Annotated in this window: 16 protein-coding genes; 12 read left to right on the top strand and 4 right to left on the bottom strand. The window is 72.3% G+C overall.

Annotated features, from left to right (window positions below; genetic code table 11):
* Positions 1-2: 2 nt before the first annotated feature.
* The 7 genes from DMB66_RS16425 (at position 3) to DMB66_RS16395 (ending at position 6206) form a co-directional block, all read left to right on the top strand.
* Positions 3-923 (top strand): ABC transporter permease subunit, encoded by a 921-nt coding sequence (locus tag DMB66_RS16425; RefSeq protein ID WP_199752400.1) that lies wholly within the window; start codon positions 3-5, stop codon positions 921-923.
* Positions 911-1705 (top strand): ABC transporter permease, encoded by a 795-nt coding sequence (locus DMB66_RS16420; protein WP_125804946.1) that lies wholly within the window; start codon positions 911-913, stop codon positions 1703-1705. The genes DMB66_RS16425 and DMB66_RS16420 overlap by 13 nt, the downstream gene beginning before the upstream one ends.
* Positions 1702-2724, top strand: coding sequence for an ABC transporter ATP-binding protein (locus DMB66_RS16415; protein WP_125804945.1), 1023 nt, complete (start codon positions 1702-1704; stop codon positions 2722-2724). The genes DMB66_RS16420 and DMB66_RS16415 overlap by 4 nt, the downstream gene beginning before the upstream one ends.
* Before the next feature lie 333 nt (positions 2725-3057).
* Entirely contained in the window at positions 3058-3336 is a 279-nt protein-coding gene (locus DMB66_RS16410; RefSeq protein WP_125804944.1) for a hypothetical protein, read from the top strand.
* Positions 3337-3387: 51 nt separating this feature from the next.
* On the top strand, positions 3388-4797 hold the full coding sequence (locus DMB66_RS16405) for a DUF4331 domain-containing protein (RefSeq protein WP_125804943.1): 1410 nt from the start codon (positions 3388-3390) through the stop codon (positions 4795-4797).
* Positions 4794-5135, top strand: a complete 342-nt coding sequence (locus DMB66_RS16400; RefSeq protein ID WP_125804942.1) for a phospholipase — start codon at positions 4794-4796, stop codon at positions 5133-5135. The genes DMB66_RS16405 and DMB66_RS16400 overlap by 4 nt, the downstream gene beginning before the upstream one ends.
* A 36-nt stretch (positions 5136-5171) precedes the next feature.
* Positions 5172-6206 (top strand): AraC family transcriptional regulator, encoded by a 1035-nt coding sequence (locus DMB66_RS16395; protein WP_125804941.1) that lies wholly within the window; start codon positions 5172-5174, stop codon positions 6204-6206.
* Positions 6207-6278: 72 nt separating this feature from the next.
* On the opposite strand, the gene glgC is transcribed toward DMB66_RS16395, so the two are convergent.
* Positions 6279-7511 carry a glucose-1-phosphate adenylyltransferase gene (gene glgC, locus DMB66_RS16390; protein WP_125804940.1) on the bottom strand — a complete coding sequence of 411 codons (1233 nt, stop codon included), beginning with the start codon at positions 7509-7511 and terminating at the stop codon, positions 6279-6281.
* Positions 7512-7710: 199 nt separating this feature from the next.
* Here glgC and DMB66_RS16385 point away from each other — a divergent pair, with 199 nt between their 5' ends.
* From DMB66_RS16385 to glgA, 3 genes are read left to right on the top strand one after another with little or no spacing between them, the layout of a single operon-like run.
* Positions 7711-8235 carry a SigE family RNA polymerase sigma factor gene (locus tag DMB66_RS16385; RefSeq protein ID WP_125804939.1) on the top strand — a complete coding sequence of 175 codons (525 nt, stop codon included), beginning with the start codon at positions 7711-7713 and terminating at the stop codon, positions 8233-8235.
* A complete protein-coding gene (locus DMB66_RS16380; protein ID WP_125804938.1) occupies positions 8232-9230 on the top strand; it encodes a hypothetical protein in 999 nt (332 codons plus the stop codon). Before DMB66_RS16385 ends, DMB66_RS16380 begins: the two co-directional genes overlap by 4 nt.
* A 60-nt stretch (positions 9231-9290) precedes the next feature.
* On the top strand, positions 9291-10514 hold the full coding sequence (gene glgA / locus DMB66_RS16375) for a glycogen synthase (RefSeq protein WP_233624600.1): 1224 nt from the start codon (positions 9291-9293) through the stop codon (positions 10512-10514).
* On the opposite strand, the gene DMB66_RS16370 is transcribed toward glgA, so the two are convergent.
* On the bottom strand, positions 10496-11401 hold the full coding sequence (locus tag DMB66_RS16370) for an NAD(P)/FAD-dependent oxidoreductase (protein ID WP_125804937.1): 906 nt from the start codon (positions 11399-11401) through the stop codon (positions 10496-10498). The genes glgA and DMB66_RS16370 overlap by 19 nt on opposite strands.
* Before the next feature lie 32 nt (positions 11402-11433).
* On the opposite strand from DMB66_RS16370, the gene DMB66_RS16365 reads away from it, so the two are divergent.
* Positions 11434-13059 (top strand): glycoside hydrolase family 10 protein, encoded by a 1626-nt coding sequence (locus tag DMB66_RS16365; RefSeq protein ID WP_125804936.1) that lies wholly within the window; start codon positions 11434-11436, stop codon positions 13057-13059.
* Here DMB66_RS16365 and DMB66_RS16360 read toward each other — a convergent pair.
* The gene (locus tag DMB66_RS16360) at positions 13049-14683 is read right to left on the bottom strand and encodes an ABC-F family ATP-binding cassette domain-containing protein (RefSeq protein WP_125804935.1); all 1635 of its coding nucleotides are present in this window, start codon (positions 14681-14683) and stop codon (positions 13049-13051) included. The two genes, DMB66_RS16365 and DMB66_RS16360, sit on opposite strands and share 11 nt — an antisense overlap.
* A 23-nt stretch (positions 14684-14706) precedes the next feature.
* Complete coding sequence (locus DMB66_RS16355) at positions 14707-15537, bottom strand: PhzF family phenazine biosynthesis protein (protein WP_199752429.1); 831 nt, start codon at positions 15535-15537, stop codon at positions 14707-14709.
* 113 nt (positions 15538-15650) lie between these two features.
* Here DMB66_RS16355 and DMB66_RS16350 point away from each other — a divergent pair, with 113 nt between their 5' ends.
* Positions 15651-17075 (top strand): sigma 54-interacting transcriptional regulator, encoded by a 1425-nt coding sequence (locus tag DMB66_RS16350; protein ID WP_125804933.1) that lies wholly within the window; start codon positions 15651-15653, stop codon positions 17073-17075.
* The last annotated feature ends 63 nt before the right edge of the window (positions 17076-17138 follow it).

Raw genomic sequence — 17138 nt, 5'->3', positions numbered from 1 at the left:
CAATGGCCACCGCCACGGAAGACCCGGACCTGCTGGCCCCCGTGCCGCGGGTCCGGGCACCCCGCCGCGGGCTGCGCGTGCGCAGCATCCGCAGCCTGCTGGGCACCGTGCCCTTCTTCGCCTACGTCACGATCTTCCTGATCATCCCCACCCTGGTGGTGGCGGTCGGCGCGTTCGCCGGCGACGGCGGCTTCACCCTGGACAACGTGACCGCGCTCGGCGAGTCGTACGTGCTGGACGCGTTCGGGCGCAGCATCGCCCTCTCGGCGATCACCGCGGTCATCGGCGCCGTCCTCGGCGCGGTGCTGGCCTACGCCCTGGCCACCGCCCGGCCCGGCGGGCTGCTGCGGCGCGTGGTCACCGCCGCGTCCGGCGTGCTCGCCCAGTTCGGCGGGGTCACGCTGGCGTTCGCCTTCCTCGCCACCATCGGGCTGTCCGGCTTCGTCACGGTGTTCCTGCGTGACCACCTCGGCGTCGACATCTACTCCGGTGGCGTCTGGCTCTTCGAGTTTCCGGGGCTGGCGCTGGTCTACACCTACTTCCAGATCCCGCTCATGGTGATCGTGTTCCTGCCCGCCCTCGACGGCATCCGTCCACAGTGGCGCGAGGCTACCGAGAGCCTGGGCGGCACCACCTGGCAGTACTGGACCCGGGTCGCGGGGCCGCTGCTCGCGCCCGCGTTCCTCGGTTCCACGCTGCTGCTGTTCGCCAACGCCTTCTCCGCGTACGCGACCGCGGCCGCCCTGGTCAGCCAGGGCAACCCGATCGTGCCGCTGCAGATCCGCAGCGCGCTGACCAGCGAGGTCATCCTCGGCCAGGAGAACCTCGGCAAGGCGATGGCGCTCGGCATGGTGCTGGTGGTCGCCGTGGTGATGGCCCTGTACGCCCTGCTGCAGAAGAGGACCGCGCGATGGCTGGGCTGAGGGCACGCCGGGCCCGCCGGCAGGCGGTGTTCCGCTGGACGGTGCTCGCCGTCATGGGGGTGTTCTTCCTGCTCCCGCTCGCGGCCATGGTGGAGTTCACCACCCGCGGCGACAGCGGCACCTGGTCGCTGCTGGTCGACTGGCCGCAGCTCAGCGCGACCTACCCCGACCTGGCCGACGGGATCGTCGCGTCGCTGAGCCAGGCGCTGCTGACCGCGCTGCTGATGCTGGTGCTGCTCGTGCCGACCGCGATCTGGGTCCGGCTGCGGCTGCCCGGGCTGCGGCCGCTGGTCGAGTTCATCTGCCTGCTGCCGCTGACCATCCCGGCGATCGTGCTGGTGGTCGGCCTGGCCCCGGTGTACGCCTGGGTCAACTACTTCCTCGGCGGCTCGTCGCTGACGCTCACCTTCGCGTACACGATCCTGGTGCTGCCGTACGCCTACCGGGCGATCGACGCCGGGCTCTCCGCGATCGACGTCAAGACGCTCGCCGAGGCCGCCCGCGGCCTCGGCGCGAACTGGTTCACCGTGATGGCCCGGGTGGTGCTGCCGAACATCCGGTCGGCCGTGCTGTCCGCGGCGTTCCTGACCGTGGCGCTGGTGCTGGGTGAGTTCACCATCGCCTCGCTGCTCAACCGCACCAACCTGCAGGTCGCGATCAACTTTCTCGGCAAGAGCAGCGCCACCATGTCGGTGGCCGTCTCGCTGGCCGCGCTGATCCTCGCGTTCGTGCTCCTGCTGCTGCTGTCCCTGTTCGGCGATCGACGGAAGGCGTCCCGATGAACGGCGTAGCGGTCCACCTCAACGACCTGCGCCGCACCTTCGGCGCCGTGCACGCCCTGGACGGGCTGGACCTGCACATCGAGCCCGGCGAGCTGATCGCCCTGCTCGGCCCGTCCGGCTGCGGCAAGACCACGGCCCTGCGCATCCTCGCCGGGCTGGAGGACGCCGACGGCGGCCGGGTCCTGGTCGGCGGCAAGGACATCACCGGCCTGCCGGCGAACCGGCGCGACATGGGCATGGTCTTCCAGGCGTACAGCCTCTTCCCGCACCTGACCGCGCTGGAGAATGTGCAGTTCGGGCTCAAGCTGCGCAAGCGGGCCGGCGGCGACCGGGCCGCGGCGATGCTGGAGCTGGTCGGCATCAGCGCGCACGCCGCCCGCTACCCGCACCAGCTCTCCGGCGGCCAGCAGCAGCGGGTGGCCCTCGCCCGGGCCCTGGCGATCGAGCCGCAGGTGCTGCTGCTCGACGAGCCGCTGTCCGCGCTGGACGCCAAGGTCCGGGTGCAGCTGCGCGACGAGATCCGCCGGATCCAGACCGAGGTCGGCACCACCACCCTGTTCGTCACCCACGACCAGGAGGAGGCGCTGGCCATCGCCGACCGGGTCGGGGTGATGCGCTCCGGCCGGCTGGAGCAGCTCGCCGCGCCGGCCGAGGTATATCTGCGCCCGGCCAGCGCGTTCGTCGCGGACTTCGTCGGGCTGAGCAACCGGCTGCCCGGCCACCTCGACGGCGACGAGGTCATCGTGCTCGGCACCCGGCTGCCGCTGGTCCAGCGATCGGCGAGCGGGCCGGCGGTGACCGCCCTGGTGCGCCCGGAGTCGGTCGGGGTCGTGCCGGACCCCGGCGGCGAGGCCCGGGTGCTGTCCACGGCGTTCCTCGGCCCGACCAGCCGGGTCACCGTCGAGGTCGGCGAGAGCGTCGTCGTCGCGCAGGTCGGCGGCGAGCTGCTGGCCGACCTGGCGGTCGGCACCCCGGTCCGGCTCACGCTGCGCCCGGTGCCGGTGGCCCTCGAGGGCTGACGGGGCCGTTGCCCCACTGACGTGTGCGCACCTGACTGCCGCGGGCCCGCGTGCCGCCCATCAAGATCACTCGCCGCAGTCGTCGGCGGACTTTCTGTTGCCGTTTCCGCAACGGGCCGCCAGGCCCGCCGTTACCGGTCATCTCGGCGTTGAGCTGCGCATTCGCCGGTCATCGCCGGCGCCGTTCCTGAAGTAATCCTTTGCTGAGAAATTGCTTTGAACTCCTGCGGCGGTCGCTTCGTACTGATGGACGTCGACGACATTTTTCCCGGGCATTAGCCCCGATTCGCGCGACGGCGGGCGACCGCCGGAGCGTTTGACGAAAGGCCGAGCATGAGTCGTGTCCACTACGGCACGCGGGCGGTTAACCGCCTGTCGCGCCGTCGGGTTCTTGCCATCGCCGCCACCGTGGGCGTCGGCGTCGCCGGTGCCAGTGCGGCCGGCCTGAGCCTCGCCGGTGAGAGTGCTGGTTCGAACGACACCGAACCACTGGTGATCTCCCTGCGGGACGCGAAGAAGGGCACCTTCGACGTGTTCTCCGGCGGGTCCAAGGTCACGCTGACCGACAAGGATCTCGCCACGAAGCTCCTCAAGGCCGTCAAGCGCGCCTGAACCGCTTCCTCACCCAGCAGCCCCCGAATTCCTGAGTAAGGAAGAAGACTCATGTCATCGCACCGTGAAGCGCCGGAAATCAGCAAGGACCCGGTGGCCGACAGCGCCGACCTCTACGCGTTCGTCAGCCCGGACCACCCGGACACCGTGACGCTCATCGCCAACTACGTGCCGCTGCAGCTCCCGGCCAGCGGCCCGAACTTCTTCGAGTTCGGCGACGACGTGCTCTACGAGATCCACGTGGACTCCAACGGTGACGGCCGCCCGGACCTGACGTACCAGTTCCGGTTCCGCACCGAGCTGCGCAACGACCGGACCTTCCTGTACAACACCGGCCCGATCGAGTCGCTGGACAGCGAGAACTGGAACCGCCGGCAGTTCTACTCGGTCACTCAGGTGGACAAGCACGGCAAGCAGAAGGTGCTCGCCGAGAAGCTGCCCTGCCCGCCGTGCAACGTCGGTCCGCTGTCGATCCCGGACTACGACAAGCTCGCCGAGGACGCGGTGCACAAGCTGAAGACCGGCGAGAAGGTCTTCGCCGGCCAGCGGGCCGACCCGTTCTTCGTCGACCTCGGTGCGATCTTCGACCTCGGCACCCTGCGGCCGTTCCAGGACAAGCACCTGGTCGGGCAGAAGCTGTTCAACTACGCCGGCAAGGCGGTCAACGCCACCGACAAGATGAACGTGCACAGCATCGCCATCCAGCTGCCGCTGCACTACGTGCGCAAGGAAGGCAAGAAGAAGGTCCGCGGCCGCGACTCCGGCGCCGTCATCGGCGTCTGGACCTCCGCGAGCCGCCGCCAGGTGCAGGTCCGGCACGGCAAGAAGGACAACGACGACGTGTACGTGGGCCCGCAGGTCCAGGTATCCCGGCTGGGCAACCCGCTGTTCAACGAGGTCATCGTGCCGATGGCGCAGAAGGACCTGTGGAACAGCCTGCCGCCGACCGAGGACAAGCGGTTCGCCGAGTTCGTCGAGCAGCCGGAGCTGGGCGCGCTGCTGCCGGTGCTCTACCCGGGGCTGTTCGACAACCTGGCCGAGCTCAACAAGGCCAAGAAGGCCCGCGCCGACCTGGTCGCGATCCTGCTCACCGGCATCCCGGACGGCCTGATCGACGGCTTCCAGAACAACACCGGTGCCGTGCAGGCCGACATGCTGCGGCTGAACACGGCGATCCCGCCGACCAAGGAGGCCAACGCGTTCGGCCTGCTCGGCGGCGACCTGGCCGGCTTCCCGAACGGGCGCCGCGTCGCCGACGACGTGGTGTCGATCTCGCTGCGGGCGATCGCCGGTGTGACCGTGCCGCTGGTCGACGAGAAGTTCAAGCCGGACGCCGCGGCCGCGCTGGTCGAGCAGGGCCTGTCCGCCAAGGACGCCAGCTCCAAGCTGCTGAAGAACTTCCCCTACCTGGGTGTGCCGTTCGACGGCTTCAACAACCCGGAGCCGGAGGACAAGAAGTGAGTGCGGGCGTCCACCATCACCACACCCTCGACCCGTCCGGGCAGGGGACCGTGGTGCTCAACATCGGGGCGGGCATCGGGGCGCTGGTCATCTACACCCCGGGCAACCTGCACGGCCACGAGATCGAGGTGAGCCCGGTCGACGACACGACCGCGCGGACCCACGCCGCGGTACGGGCCCGCTACGTGCGCGACGGCGTGCTGTTCAGCGTCGTCATCGACAACCTGGCGGAGGGCCGCTATGTGGTCTGGGGCGACCCGGTCACCGCACTGGCCGAGGTGGACGTGCGCAGCGGCTCGGTCACCGAGTACGAGTGGCCGGTACCCGCCACGGTGTGACGCGCGGTGACGCCTCTGTCGGTCTAGTGTTAGCAGATGGATACGGCAGGGGCGGCCGGTCCGGAGCCGGGTTCGGTGGCTCCGGGCAATCCGGACGGGGACGTGGCGGTCTGCGCCACCCTCCGCACGACGGATGTGGAAGAGGCGAGCTCGTTCTGCCGGCGGCTGTTCTACGGTCCGCTGGAGGCCAAGCCCACCAGCGGAGCGGGCGTGCTGGCGTTCTCCGGCGAGGCCGTCCAGATCGGCCCGATCACCATCGCGGAGATCAGCTACGGCGTGGAGATGCAGCTGGCCACCGGTGACCTGGAGACGGCCTACCACGTGCTGGCGCCGCTGACCGGCGCGGTGCGGGTGCTGCACCGCGGGGCGGCGACGCGGGCGGATCCGAGCCAGGCGGCCGTCTTTCGCCCGGTCGGCGACACGAGCCTGCGCTGGTCGGCCGACTGCCGGCTGATCAGCGTCAAGGTGGAGCGGCTGGCCATGGAGCGCGAGTTCGACGCGACCCTGGACCGCAAGGTCGGCTCCCCGCTGCCGCTCGGTGCGACGTTCGGCCTGGCCGGCGGTCCCGGCCGGAGCTGGCTGGCGCTGGTCCGCCTGCTGCTCGGCGAGACCCGGCAGATCGACGGCCTCAGCCTGCTGCCGCACCTGCTGCGCCGGTGGCGCGAGCTGGCGATCAGCAGCCTCGCCCAGGCGGTCGAACACCCGTCCTCGTACGGCTCGGCGGGCCAGCCGACGGCCCGGCGTCCCCGCACGGTGAAGCGGACCCTGGACGCGATGCACGCCGAACCGGGCCGCTTGTTCACGGCGGCGGAGCTGGCCGGCATCGCCGGGGTCGGCATCCGGGTCCTGCAGGAGTCGTTCCGCCAGCACGTCGGGGTGCCGCCGCTGACCTACCTGCGCCGGCTCCGCCTGGAGGGCGTGCACGCGGAGCTGAGCCGGGCGGGACCGGGCCAGGTGAGCGTGAGCGAGGTGGCGACCCGCTGGGGCTTCACCCACCTGGGCCGCTTCGCGGGCGCCTACCGGGTCCGTTACGGCGTGTCCCCGAGCCAAACCCTCCGCGACCGGGCCTGACCGCACGCGGCACCGGTCGTCGTCACCCCGCCGGGCCCCGCTGCTCGCTGGTGCCGAGCCCGTGGTCCGGGGTCAGGGCTCGATCCGCTGTCCCTTGCCGATGACGATGATGCCGCTCTCGGAGACCGTGTAGCGCTTGCGGTCGCTCTCCAGGTCGACGCCGATCCGGGCGTCCTCCGGGATCAGCACGTTCTTGTCGATGATCGCGTTGCGGACCACCGCGCGCCGGCCCACCCGGACGCCCTCCATCAGGACCGAGCCCTCCACGTGCGCCCACGAGTTCACCCGCACGTTCGGGGAGACCACCGAGCGTTCGACCAGGGAGCCGGAGACGACCACGCCGGGGGAGATCATCGATTCGACGGCGCGGCCCTGGCGGTCGTCGAAGCCGTGCACGAACTTCGCCGGCGGCCAGGAGCCGTAGTTGGTGAAGATCGGCCAGTCCATGTTGTAGAGGTTGAAGACCGGCAGCGTCGCGATCAGGTCCATGTGGGCGTCGTAGAACGAGTCGAGCGTGCCCACGTCGCGCCAGTAGCCGCGGTCGCGTTCGGTGCTGCCCTGCACCTCGTTGTCGCGGAAGTCGTAGACGTTCGCCTCGCCGCGTTCCACCAGCATCGGGATGATGTTGCCGCCCATGTCGTGCTTGCTGTCGGGGTTTTGCGCGTCGGCGGTGACCGCCTCGCACAGCGCCCGGGTGGTGAAGACGTAGTTGCCCATCGACGCGAAGATCTCGTCCGGGGCGTCCGGCAGGCCCTCGACGTCGACCGGCTTCTCGCGGAAGGCGCTGATCCGGCGGCCGTCCGGGCCCACGTCGATGACGCCGAACTGGTCGGACATCGACTTGGGCTGGCGGATGCCGGCGACGGTGACCGCCGCGCCCGAGGCGATGTGGTCGTCGACCATCTGCTTGGGGTCCATGCGGTAGATGTGGTCCGCGCCGAAGACGATGACGTAGTCGGGATTCTCGTCGTTGATCAGGTTGAGGCTCTGGTAGATCGCGTCGGCCGAGCCGGCGAACCAGCGCGGGCCGAGCCGCTGCTGCGCCGGTACGGGGGTCACATAGTTGCCCAGCAGGGTCGACATCCGCCACGTCTTGGTGATGTGCCGGTCGAGCGAGTGCGACTTGTACTGGGTCAGCACCACGATCTTCAGGAACCCGCCGTTGGCGAGGTTCGACAGCACAAAATCGATCATGCGGTAGATGCCGCCGAAGGGTACGCCGGGCTTGGCCCGGTCGGCGGTGAGGGGCATCAGGCGCTTGCCCTCGCCACCTGCCAGAACGATCGCGAGCACCTTGACAGCCATGCCCGTGACGCTAACTTTCCGCGTGCCCCAGCGCCAGTCGAAGCGAGGATTCTCCGCGTGTCGCCCGGCCTTCGGGATGGTTTCGCCGTCCGATGCCGAACTTGCGTGCCGGGGCAATCCTCGGAACGGGTAAGCGGACGGGCGCCCTCGCGGCGTCCTTCGGGGGAGGACGTCACGACCGCAGCGGGGGAGCGAGGCAGTGCGGCATGGATTCGAGGAGTACGTCAGGGCCCGGGGCGACGCGTTACGGAGGTTCGCGTACCTGTTGTGCGGGGACCGCGAATTGGGGGAGGACCTCGTGCAGGAGGTCCTGATCAAGGCGTACCGGCGCTGGTCGCGGATCGAGGCCGACGACCCGGGCGCGTACCTGCGGACCGCGCTCGTGCGCTCGCACGTGTCGTGGCTGCGCCGGCGCTCCAGCGGGGAGCGGCCGGGCCGGACCGGGGACGACCTGGCCGTCGAGGTGGCGCCGGACCGGCCGGCGCCCGACTTCGCCGACCGGCACGCGGTGCGTGACGACCTGTGGGCGCGGCTGGACCGGCTCACCCGGGCCCAGCGCGCGGTGCTGGTGCTGCGCTACTACGAGGACCTGGACGACCGGCAGATCGCCGAGGTGCTGCGGTGCGCCGCTTCGACGGTACGGGTGCACGCCGCCCGCGGACTGGCCCGATTGCGCACCGAGCTGACCCCGTCCCCGTCCAGCCTGTCCGGAGGAACCCGATGATGCTCGAAGACGACCTGCGGGCCACCCTGCGGGAGCACGCCGCCGAGCCCGCGATGCGGCCCGACCTGCTCGACGAGGTGCGCGGGGGCATCCGGCGGGCCAACCGGCGGCGGGTGGCGGTGCTGGGTGCCGCCGCGCTGCTGGTGGCGGCGATCGCCGTGCCGGTCGCGGTGACCAACGGCCGGGCGTCGGCCCCGGTCCCGCTGCAGTCCGCGCCGGCCGACCCGATCGCGGGCTGGGAGCGGCCGAGGGTGGAGCCGCCCACGTTCCCGTTGACGCCGGGGTGGACGCCGTCCGGGGTCGGCGCGTCGCGGGTGGGGCGGGCGGGACCCACCCTGCTGCTCGGCTACGAGCGCGGCCCGACCGAGCACGTGGAGGTCGAGGTGGGACCGGAGCCCGGATCCTGGTGGGCGGAGGGTGACGGCAGCGACCGCGCCACGACAGTGAGTGGCCGCCCGGCGAAGGTCCGGGCCGTCGGGGCCGACGTCTATCAGGGCATGAATCCGGGCGAAGACCAGTACGTGGGGATCCGCTGGCAGCTCGCCGACGGCCGCTGGGTCCAGGTGAGCAGCGAGGGCCACAGCACGGAGAGCGACGTGTTGCGGTTCGCCCGTGGCTTGCGGTTACGGACCCTGCCGGCCTCGCCGGTGCCGTTCACCGTCGCCGCGGCGCCGGCCGGGCTGGTCCTGCAGACGATGACGAAGGACTACCTGTGCCTGGCCCCGCCGGCGTTGCTCGCCGACCCGGACGGCGGCCGGGGGATCTGCGTCGTCGTTGACGCGCCGGCGGAGCACAACAGGCCGGCACCGGAGGACGAGCGGCTCATCGTCGGCGGCAGGCGGGCCACGCTGTCGGGCAACGAGGATGGACCGGGCTCGCTGACCGTGCCCCTCGACTCCCGGCGGGTCCTGACGGTGTACGTCAAGCAGGAGGACGTACCGGTCACCCGCGAGCAGCTGATCCGCTTCGCGGAGGGCATCACGGTCAACGGGTAGGCCCGGCGCGGCGTAGATCGTTTCCCGTGGGGAACCCGGGAAACGACTATTCTGCGTCTCGTGACCGACTCACGTTCGACATCCACCGGTAAGAGCCTGCGCGTCGACCTGCTCACCCGGGAATACCCGCCGGAGGTGTACGGCGGCGCCGGTGTGCACGTCGAATATCTCGCCCGCGACCTGCGTCCCCTGACCGACGTGCGGGTGCACTGCTTCGGCGCCAAGCGCGACGAGCCGGGCGTCACCGCGTACCCGGAGCCCACCGAGCTGGCCGGGGCGAACGCCGCCCTGCGCACCATGGGTGTCGACCTGGCGATGGCGGCCGGCTGCGACGGCACCGACATCGTGCACAGCCACACCTGGTATGCGAACTTCGCCGGCCACACCGCCAAGCTGCTGTACGGCGTGCCGCACGTCGTCACCACCCACAGCCTGGAGCCGCTGCGCCCGTGGAAGGCCGAGCAGCTCGGCGGCGGCTACGCGCTCTCGTCGTTCTGCGAGCGGACGGCCATCGAGGGCGCCGACGCGATCATCGCCGTCTCCGGTGGGATGAAGCGGGACGTGCTGACCGCCTACCCGAGCGTGGACCCGGACAAGATCCGGGTGGTCTACAACGGCATCGACACCGAGCAGTATCTTCCGGACCGCGGCACCGACGTGATCGAGCGCCTGGGCATCGACCTGAACCGCCCCAGCGTGGTGTTCGTCGGCCGGATCACCCGGCAGAAGGGCCTGCCGTACCTGATGCGGGCCTGTCACGACCTGCCGCCGGAGACCCAGATCGTGCTGCTCGCCGGCGCGCCCGACACCAAGGAGATCGCCGCCGAGGTCGAGGGCCTGGCGTCCGAGCTGCGCGACGCCCGCGCGGCCGGCGGCGTGATCTGGGTGCAGGACATGCTGCCCAAGCACGAGGTCGTGCAGGTGCTGACGCACGCCACGGTCTTCGTCTGCCCGTCGATCTACGAGCCGATGGGCATCGTCAACCTGGAGGCGATGGCCTGCGAGACGGCCGTGGTCGCCACCGCCACCGGCGGCATCCCGGAGGTCGTCGCCGACGGCGAGACGGGCCTGCTGGTGCCGATCGAGCAGGTCGGCGACGGCACCGGCACCCCGGTCGACCCCGACCGGTTCGTCGCCGACCTGGCCGCCGCGATGACCGAGCTGATCCGGGACCCGGCCCGGGCCGCCGCGATGGGCCTGGCCGGGCGCCGCCGCGCGGTCGAGCACTTCAGCTGGTCCCGGATCGCGGTCGACACCCTGGAGGTCTACCGCTCGCTGCTCTGACCGCCCAGGATGGCTCGCGCCACGGCCCGCCCGGAGAGCCAGGCCGTCTGCACCCGCGGCTTGCCGAAGGCGTCGCCGGCCAGCCACACGCGGCCGTCGGTCGCGAAGGACGAGGTGCCCGGCGCGGGGGAGGCGTAGGTCCAGCGGTGCACGTGGACCTCCGGCCGGCCGGTCAGGGACAGCACCTCGTTGACCGCCGCGGCCAGCTCGCCGGCCGCGGCTGAGGGGTCGGCCAGCCGGGGCCGGGCGAAGGCGGCGGTCGAGTGCGCGACGAGCACCGGCGCGGCGTCGCCGCGCCGGTCGCCGTCGTCGAAGATCGTGGCCAGCACCGGGTGGTCGTTCACGAACGCGCCGTGGATCTCCGGCCAGGACCGCTTCCCGTACGTGCACACGGCCGCGAGCACCGGCTCCCACACCTGCGCGCGGGCCACGTCGGCGACCGCCGCGGGCGGCCTCAGCCGCAACGCCTGCGGGCCCGGCATGGCCAGCACCACGGCGTCCGCGTCCGCCGGGATCGCGGTCAGCTCGCTGCCCAGCCGCACGTTCAGCCCGCCGGCCAGGTCGGTGGCCAGTGACCGCAGCCCGCCCGGCGCGGCCCAGCGCACCGGGCCCGTGGTCGTCCCACCGGGGTACACCGCCAGGGTGTCCGTCCAGGGGCGGGCCAGCCCGCGCGCCCGCCACCGCCCGGCCAGGGCGGCGAAGTCCGGGTGGTCCGCGACGAAGTAGGCCGCGCCGAGGTCGGCATACCGGCCGTCGAAACGCTTGCTGGCCAGCCGTCCGCCGACGACCCGGCCGCGCTCGTGCACCCGGACGGCGACGCCCCCGGCGGCCAGCTCCCGCGCGCAGGACAGGCCCGCCACCCCCGCACCCACCACGACCACCCTCATGGTCTGAGGCTAGGACCAGGCACACTGGGGCGATGCCCCGTCCCCCCGTCCGGCTCGTCCTGATCGTCGCCGCCGTCCTCCTGGCGGTGTCGGTCCTCGGCATCGGGCTGCTCCGGGCGGCCACCTACGAGCCGCCGGGGGCCGGCTCGCGGGACGCGCCCGCCCAGGTCGGGCCGGCCGCCGGCACCCCGGGCCGGTGCGCGGGGGTGCCGGTCAGCGCCGTCAAGGAGCTGCGGGGCATGTGGCTCACCACGGTGATGAACATCGACTGGCCCAGCAAGCCGGGCCTGAGCAAGGAGCAGGTCCAGGCCGAATACCGCGCCTGGCTGGAGCTGGCCGTGTCGATGCGGCACAACGCGATCTTCGTGCACGTCCGGCCCAGCGGGGACGCGTTCTGGGAGTCGGCGTACGCGCCCTGGTCGGAGTGGCTGACCGGCAAGCGGGACGGCAGGTCACCCGGCTGGGACCCGATGGAGTTCATGATCACCGAGGCGCACGCCCGCAACCTGGAGTTCCACGCCTGGTTCAACCCGTACCGCGGGACCCAGCCCGGCCCGTCCGGGCCCGGCGCCGACTTCGCCAAGCTCGCACCGAACCATCCGCTGCTCAAGCACCGGGACTGGGCCATCTCCTACCCGGACGGCAAGAACGCCCGGCTGTACTTCGACCCGGGCATCCCGGCCGCGCGCAAGTTCGTCGAGGACGCCATGCTGGAGGCCGTCGCGAAATACGACGTGGACGGCGTGCACTTCGACGACTTCTTCTACCCCTACCCGGAGGGCGGCGGAAACACCTTCGCCGACGACGCCAGCTTCGCCCGGCGCGCGGACAAGGCGCAGAGCCGCGGCGACTGGCGCCGGGCCAACGTCGACACCCTGGTCCGCGAGATGAACCAGCGGATCAAGCAGCTCAAGCCGTGGGTCAAGTTCGGCATCAGCCCGTTCGGCATCTGGCGCAACCAGGAGACCGACCGGGCCGGCTCGGACACCCACGGGCTGCAGAGCTACGACTCGATCTACGCCGACACCCGCAAGTGGGTCCGCGAGGGCTGGCTGGACTACGTCGTGCCGCAGCTGTACTGGGCGATCGGCTTCGACAAGGCCGACTACACCAAGGCGCTGCCCTGGTGGTCGGAGCTGGTCAAGGGCACCCGGGTGCAGCTCTACATCGGCCAGGGTGACTACCGGGTGGGTGAGAAGGGCCCCTGGAGGCAGCCGGACCAGCTCGACCGCCAGCTCACCCTCAACGACAAGTACGGCGTGCTGGGCAGCGTGCACTTCAGCGCCAAGCAGATCCGCGAGGACCGGCTCGGGTCGGTCACCCGCTACCGCGACCACCACTACGCCGCGCCTTCACTACTGCCACCGATGGCGCAGCTGCCGGCCGAGCCGCCGGGCGCGCCGCGGCTGGTCGCCGCCCGCCGCACCGCGGCCGGCCCGGTGGAGCTGGAATGGCAGGCCGGCGCGGGCAAGGAGCCGGCGAGCTGGGCGCTCTACCGGGTCGACGGCGCCGCCGCGAAGCTGGTCGCCACCGGCCGCAACGGCGCCAAGGTGCGGGACCCGGCGCCGCCGGCGGCCGCCGCCAAGTACTGCCTCAGCGGCCTGGACCGCTCCGGCAACGAGAGCGCGATCAGCGAGCCGCGCGGCGTCACCCGGTGACGGTGCCGGCGGTGACGTCGACGAGCCGGGTGGTGTGCACCGCCTCGAGCATCCGCCGGTCGTGGGTGACCAGCAGCAGCGTGCCCGGGTAACCGGCCAGCGCGGATTCCAGCTGCTCGATCGCGGCCAGGTCCAGGTGGTTGGTCGGCTCGTCCAGCACCAGCAGGTTCACCCCGCGGGCCTGCAGCAGCGCCAGCGCCGCCCGGGTGCGCTCGCCCGGCGACAGGGTGCCGGCCGGGCGCAGCACGTGCGCGGCCCGCAGCCCGAACTTGGCCAGCAGCGTGCGCACCTCGGCGTCCGGCAGCTCCGGCACGGCCGCGCCGAACGCGGCCATCAGCGGCTCGTCGCCCAGGAACAGCCCGCGCGCCTGATCCACCTCGCCGACGACGACGCCCGGGCCGAGGTGCGCCGCGCCCGCCGCCAGCGGCAGCCGGCCCAGCAGCGCGGCGAGCAGCGTCGACTTGCCGGCGCCGTTCGCGCCGGTGATCGCCACCCGGTCCGCCCAGTCGATCTGCAGGGTCACCGGGCCCAGCGTGAAGCCGCCGCGGCGGACGACCGCGTCGCGCAGGGTCGCCACGACGGCGCCGGCGCGGGGCGCGGCGGCGATCTCCATCCGCAGCTCCCACTCCTTGCGCGGCTCCTCCACGACCTCCAGCCGCTCGATCATCCGCTGGGTCTGCCGGGCCTTGGCGGCCTGCTTCTCGGTCGACTCGGCCCGGACGTTGCGGCCGATCTTGTCGTTGTCCTTGGACTTGCGGCGCGCGTTGCGGACGCCGTGCTCCATCCAGCCGCGCTGCATCTGCGCCCGGTCCTGCAGCGCGCCCTTGCGGTCGGCGTACTCCTCGAAGTCCTCGCGCGCGTGCCGCCGGGCCCGCTCGCGCTCCTCCAGATAGCCCGCGTAGCCGCCGCCGTAGCGCCGGACCTGCTGCTGGGCCAGGTCCAGCTCCAGCACCGCGGTGACCGTCCGGGTGAGGAACTCGCGGTCGTGGCTGACCAGCAGCGTGCCCGCGCGCAGCGAGGTGACGAACTCCTCCAGCCGGGCCAGCCCGGCCAGGTCCAGGTCGTTGGTGGGCTCGTCGAGCAGGAAGATGTCGTAGCGGCTGAGCAGCAGCGACGCCATCCCGGCCCGGGCCGCCTGGCCGCCGGAGAGCGCGGTCATCGGGTGGTCGAGCGCGACACCCAGCCCCAGCTCCGCGGCGACGGCCCCGGCCCGCTCGTCCAGGTCGGCCCCGCCCAGGTCGAGCCAGCGCTCCAGCGCGGCCGCGTAGGTCTCGTCCGCGCCGGGTCGGCCGGCGGCCAGCGCCTCGGCGGCCGCGTCCATCGCGACCTGGGCGGGCCCGACGCCGGTGCGCCGGGCCAGGAAGTCCCGGACGGTCTCGCCGGCGCGCCGCTCACGCTCCTGCGGTAGATAGCCGACGTTCGCGGTGGGCGGGCTCAGCGTCACCGCGCCGGCCTCGACCGGCAGCAGCCCGGCCAGCGTACGCAGCAGTGTGGTCTTGCCGGCCCCGTTCACGCCGACCAGGCCGATCGTGTCCCCGGGGGCGACCACCAGGTCGAGGGAGCTGAACAGGGTGCGGTCGCCGTGCCCCGCGGCGAGTTCCCGGACGATCATCGTGGCGCTCATCGGGGCCCGACTCTATCGTCGCGCTACCCCGCCATCGGCACCGCCGTGCCGCTGACCCGCACGCCGGCCTCGCCGGGGGTCAGCGTGACGGTCAGCCGGCCGGGCCGGCCGAGGTCGTCACCCTGGGACAGCAGCACCACGGCATCGCCCGGCACCAGCCACAAATCACGCAGGTAACCGCCGAACGCGGCCGCGGCGGCGCCGGTGGCCGGGTCCTCGTAGACGCCGCCGACCGGGAACGGGTCGCGCACGTCGAACCGGTCCTCGGCCTCGCGCCAGACGAGCTGGATCGTGGTCCAGCCCTTCGCCTCCATCAACGCCTTCAGGACCGGCACGTCGTAGTCCAGGTCGGCGAGCCGCTGCCGGCTCGCGGCGGCGATCACCGGGTGGTACGCCCCGGCGTACGCGACCCGGGGCGGCAGGGCCGGATCGAGGTCGGCCGGCTCCCACCGCAGCGCCGCCAGCAGGGCGCTCAGCTCGTCGCCGGGCAGGTCCGCCACCCGGGCGCCGACGCTGGTCAGCGTCGCGCGGCGCTGATCGTCGACGGTCACCGGGACCTCGCCGACGTTGGTGACGAACACGTACGTGCCCGGGCCGCGCCGGTCGGCCAGCGCCACCGCGGTCCCCACGGTCGCGTGCCCGCAGAACGGCACCTCGGCCAGCGGGCTGAAGTAGCGCACCCGGTGGACGCCCGCGCCCCGGTCCTCGGTCAGGAAGGCGGTCTCCGAATAGCCGACCTCCGCCGCGATCGTCAGCATCTCGGCTTCGGACAGAGTGCTCGCGTCCAGGACCACTCCGGCCGGGTTGCCGCCGGCGGGGTCCGCGCTGAACACCGCGTACCGCAGGATCTCGATGTCGCTCATGCCGCTCAGCCTTCCGTCTCCCGGCCGTCCGGGGCCAGAGCCAATTCCCCGGCGCTGGCCGCGGCCCCCGTCACTTGTCACACCTGCGAGGTAGCGTTTCCGGAGTGACTGAAGCTTCCACACAGCTCGTCCCCGTACCTCCGACCGATCTTCCCCGCACCCTGGGCGAGCTCCGCGCCTCCGGCCACGAGTTCCGCACGGTCAAAGAGGAACTGCGCGACAACCTGCTCGACCGGCTGCGCCGCGGCGCGCCCCGCTTCCCCGGCATCGTCGGCTACGACGACACCGTGCTGCCCGAGGTCGAGCGGGCGCTGCTCGCCGGCCACGACATGGTCCTGCTCGGCGAGCGGGGCCAGGGCAAGACCCGGCTCATCCGCGGCCTGGTCGACCTGCTCGACGAGTGGACGCCGTTCATCACCGGCTCCGAGCTGCGCGAGCACCCCTACCTGCCGCTCACCCCGGCCACCCGGCGGCTCGCCGCCGAAAGCGGCGACCTGCTGGGCGTCTCCTGGCTGCACCGCTCCGAGCGGTACGGCGAGAAGCTCGCCACCCCGGACACCAGCGTCGGCGACCTGATCGGCGACGTGGACCCGATCAAGGTGGCCGAGGGCCGCGCCCTGGGCGACCCGGACACCATTCACTTCGGCCTGGTCCCGCGCACCAACCGCGGCATCTTCGCCGTCAACGAGCTGCCCGACCTGGCCGAGCGCATCCAGGTGTCGCTGCTCAACGTGCTCGAGGAGCGCGACATCCAGGTCCGCGGCTACCAGCTGCGCCTGCCGCTGGACCTGCTGCTGGTGGCCTCGGCCAACCCGGAGGACTACACCAACCGGGGCCGCATCATCACCCCGCTCAAGGACCGCTTCGGCGCCGAGATCCGCACCCACTACCCGCTCGACATCGAGCTGGAGACGGAGCTGATCCGGCAGGAGGCGGCGCTGGCCGCGGCGGTGCCCGACCACCTGATCGACGTCCTGGCCCGCTATGCCCGGGCGGTCCGCGAGTCGCCGGCCGTCGACTCCCGCTCGGGCATCTCGGCCCGGTTCGCCATCGCGGCGGCCGAGACCGTCGCCGCGTCCGCGCTGCGCCGCTCCGGGCTCCGCAACGAGCGCGAGGCCGTCGCCCGGATCTGCGACACCGTCTCGGTGACCAGCACGCTGCGCGGCAAGGTCGAGTTCGAGAGCGGCGAGGAGGGGCGCGAGACCGAGATCCTCGCCCACCTGCTGCGCCTGGCCACCGCCGAGACGTTCCGGGCCCGGCTGACCGGGCTGGATCTGTCCGGCTTCACCGACCTGGTCGCCGAGGGCGCCATCATCGAGACCGGCGACCTGGTCTCGGCCGAGGAGCTGCTCGGCCAGATCGGCACGGTGCCGGGCCTGGCCAAGGTCCTCGACCGGCTCGGCCTGGGCGACGCGCCGAGTCCCGGTCAGGCCGCCTCCGGCGTCGAGTTCGTCCTGGAGGGGCTGCACCTCACCCGCCGGCTGGCCAAGGAGCTGACCGACGACGGCCGCACCCTGTACGGGAGCTGATCGGTATGTGCCTCTTCTTCCGCTCGGCCGCAACCGTCCCCAAACCCGGCGCGGAGCCCGGTC

Source organism: Actinoplanes sp. ATCC 53533, from assembly GCF_003947245.1.
Note: the sequence above shows the minus strand (reverse complement) of the source record. Positions and strands in the feature narration are given on the sequence as shown.

Excerpts from the sequence above, each read along its gene's own strand:
- glgC (WP_125804940.1), bottom strand. The coding sequence starts at position 7,511 with ATGGCTGTCAAGGTGCTCGCGATCGTTCTGGCAGGTGGCGAGGGCAAG.
- DMB66_RS16365 (WP_125804936.1), top strand. The coding sequence starts at position 11,434 with ATGCCCCGTCCCCCCGTCCGGCTCGTCCTGATCGTCGCCGCCGTCCTC.
- DMB66_RS16360 (WP_125804935.1), bottom strand. The coding sequence starts at position 14,683 with ATGAGCGCCACGATGATCGTCCGGGAACTCGCCGCGGGGCACGGCGAC.
- DMB66_RS16395 (WP_125804941.1), top strand. The coding sequence starts at position 5,172 with ATGGATACGGCAGGGGCGGCCGGTCCGGAGCCGGGTTCGGTGGCTCCG.
- DMB66_RS16410 (WP_125804944.1), top strand. The coding sequence starts at position 3,058 with ATGAGTCGTGTCCACTACGGCACGCGGGCGGTTAACCGCCTGTCGCGC.
- DMB66_RS16415 (WP_125804945.1), top strand. The coding sequence starts at position 1,702 with ATGAACGGCGTAGCGGTCCACCTCAACGACCTGCGCCGCACCTTCGGC.
- DMB66_RS16370 (WP_125804937.1), bottom strand. The coding sequence starts at position 11,401 with ATGAGGGTGGTCGTGGTGGGTGCGGGGGTGGCGGGCCTGTCCTGCGCG.
- DMB66_RS16405 (WP_125804943.1), top strand. The coding sequence starts at position 3,388 with ATGTCATCGCACCGTGAAGCGCCGGAAATCAGCAAGGACCCGGTGGCC.
- DMB66_RS16380 (WP_125804938.1), top strand. The coding sequence starts at position 8,232 with ATGATGCTCGAAGACGACCTGCGGGCCACCCTGCGGGAGCACGCCGCC.
- DMB66_RS16420 (WP_125804946.1), top strand. The coding sequence starts at position 911 with ATGGCTGGGCTGAGGGCACGCCGGGCCCGCCGGCAGGCGGTGTTCCGC.
- DMB66_RS16425 (WP_199752400.1), top strand. The coding sequence starts at position 3 with ATGGCCACCGCCACGGAAGACCCGGACCTGCTGGCCCCCGTGCCGCGG.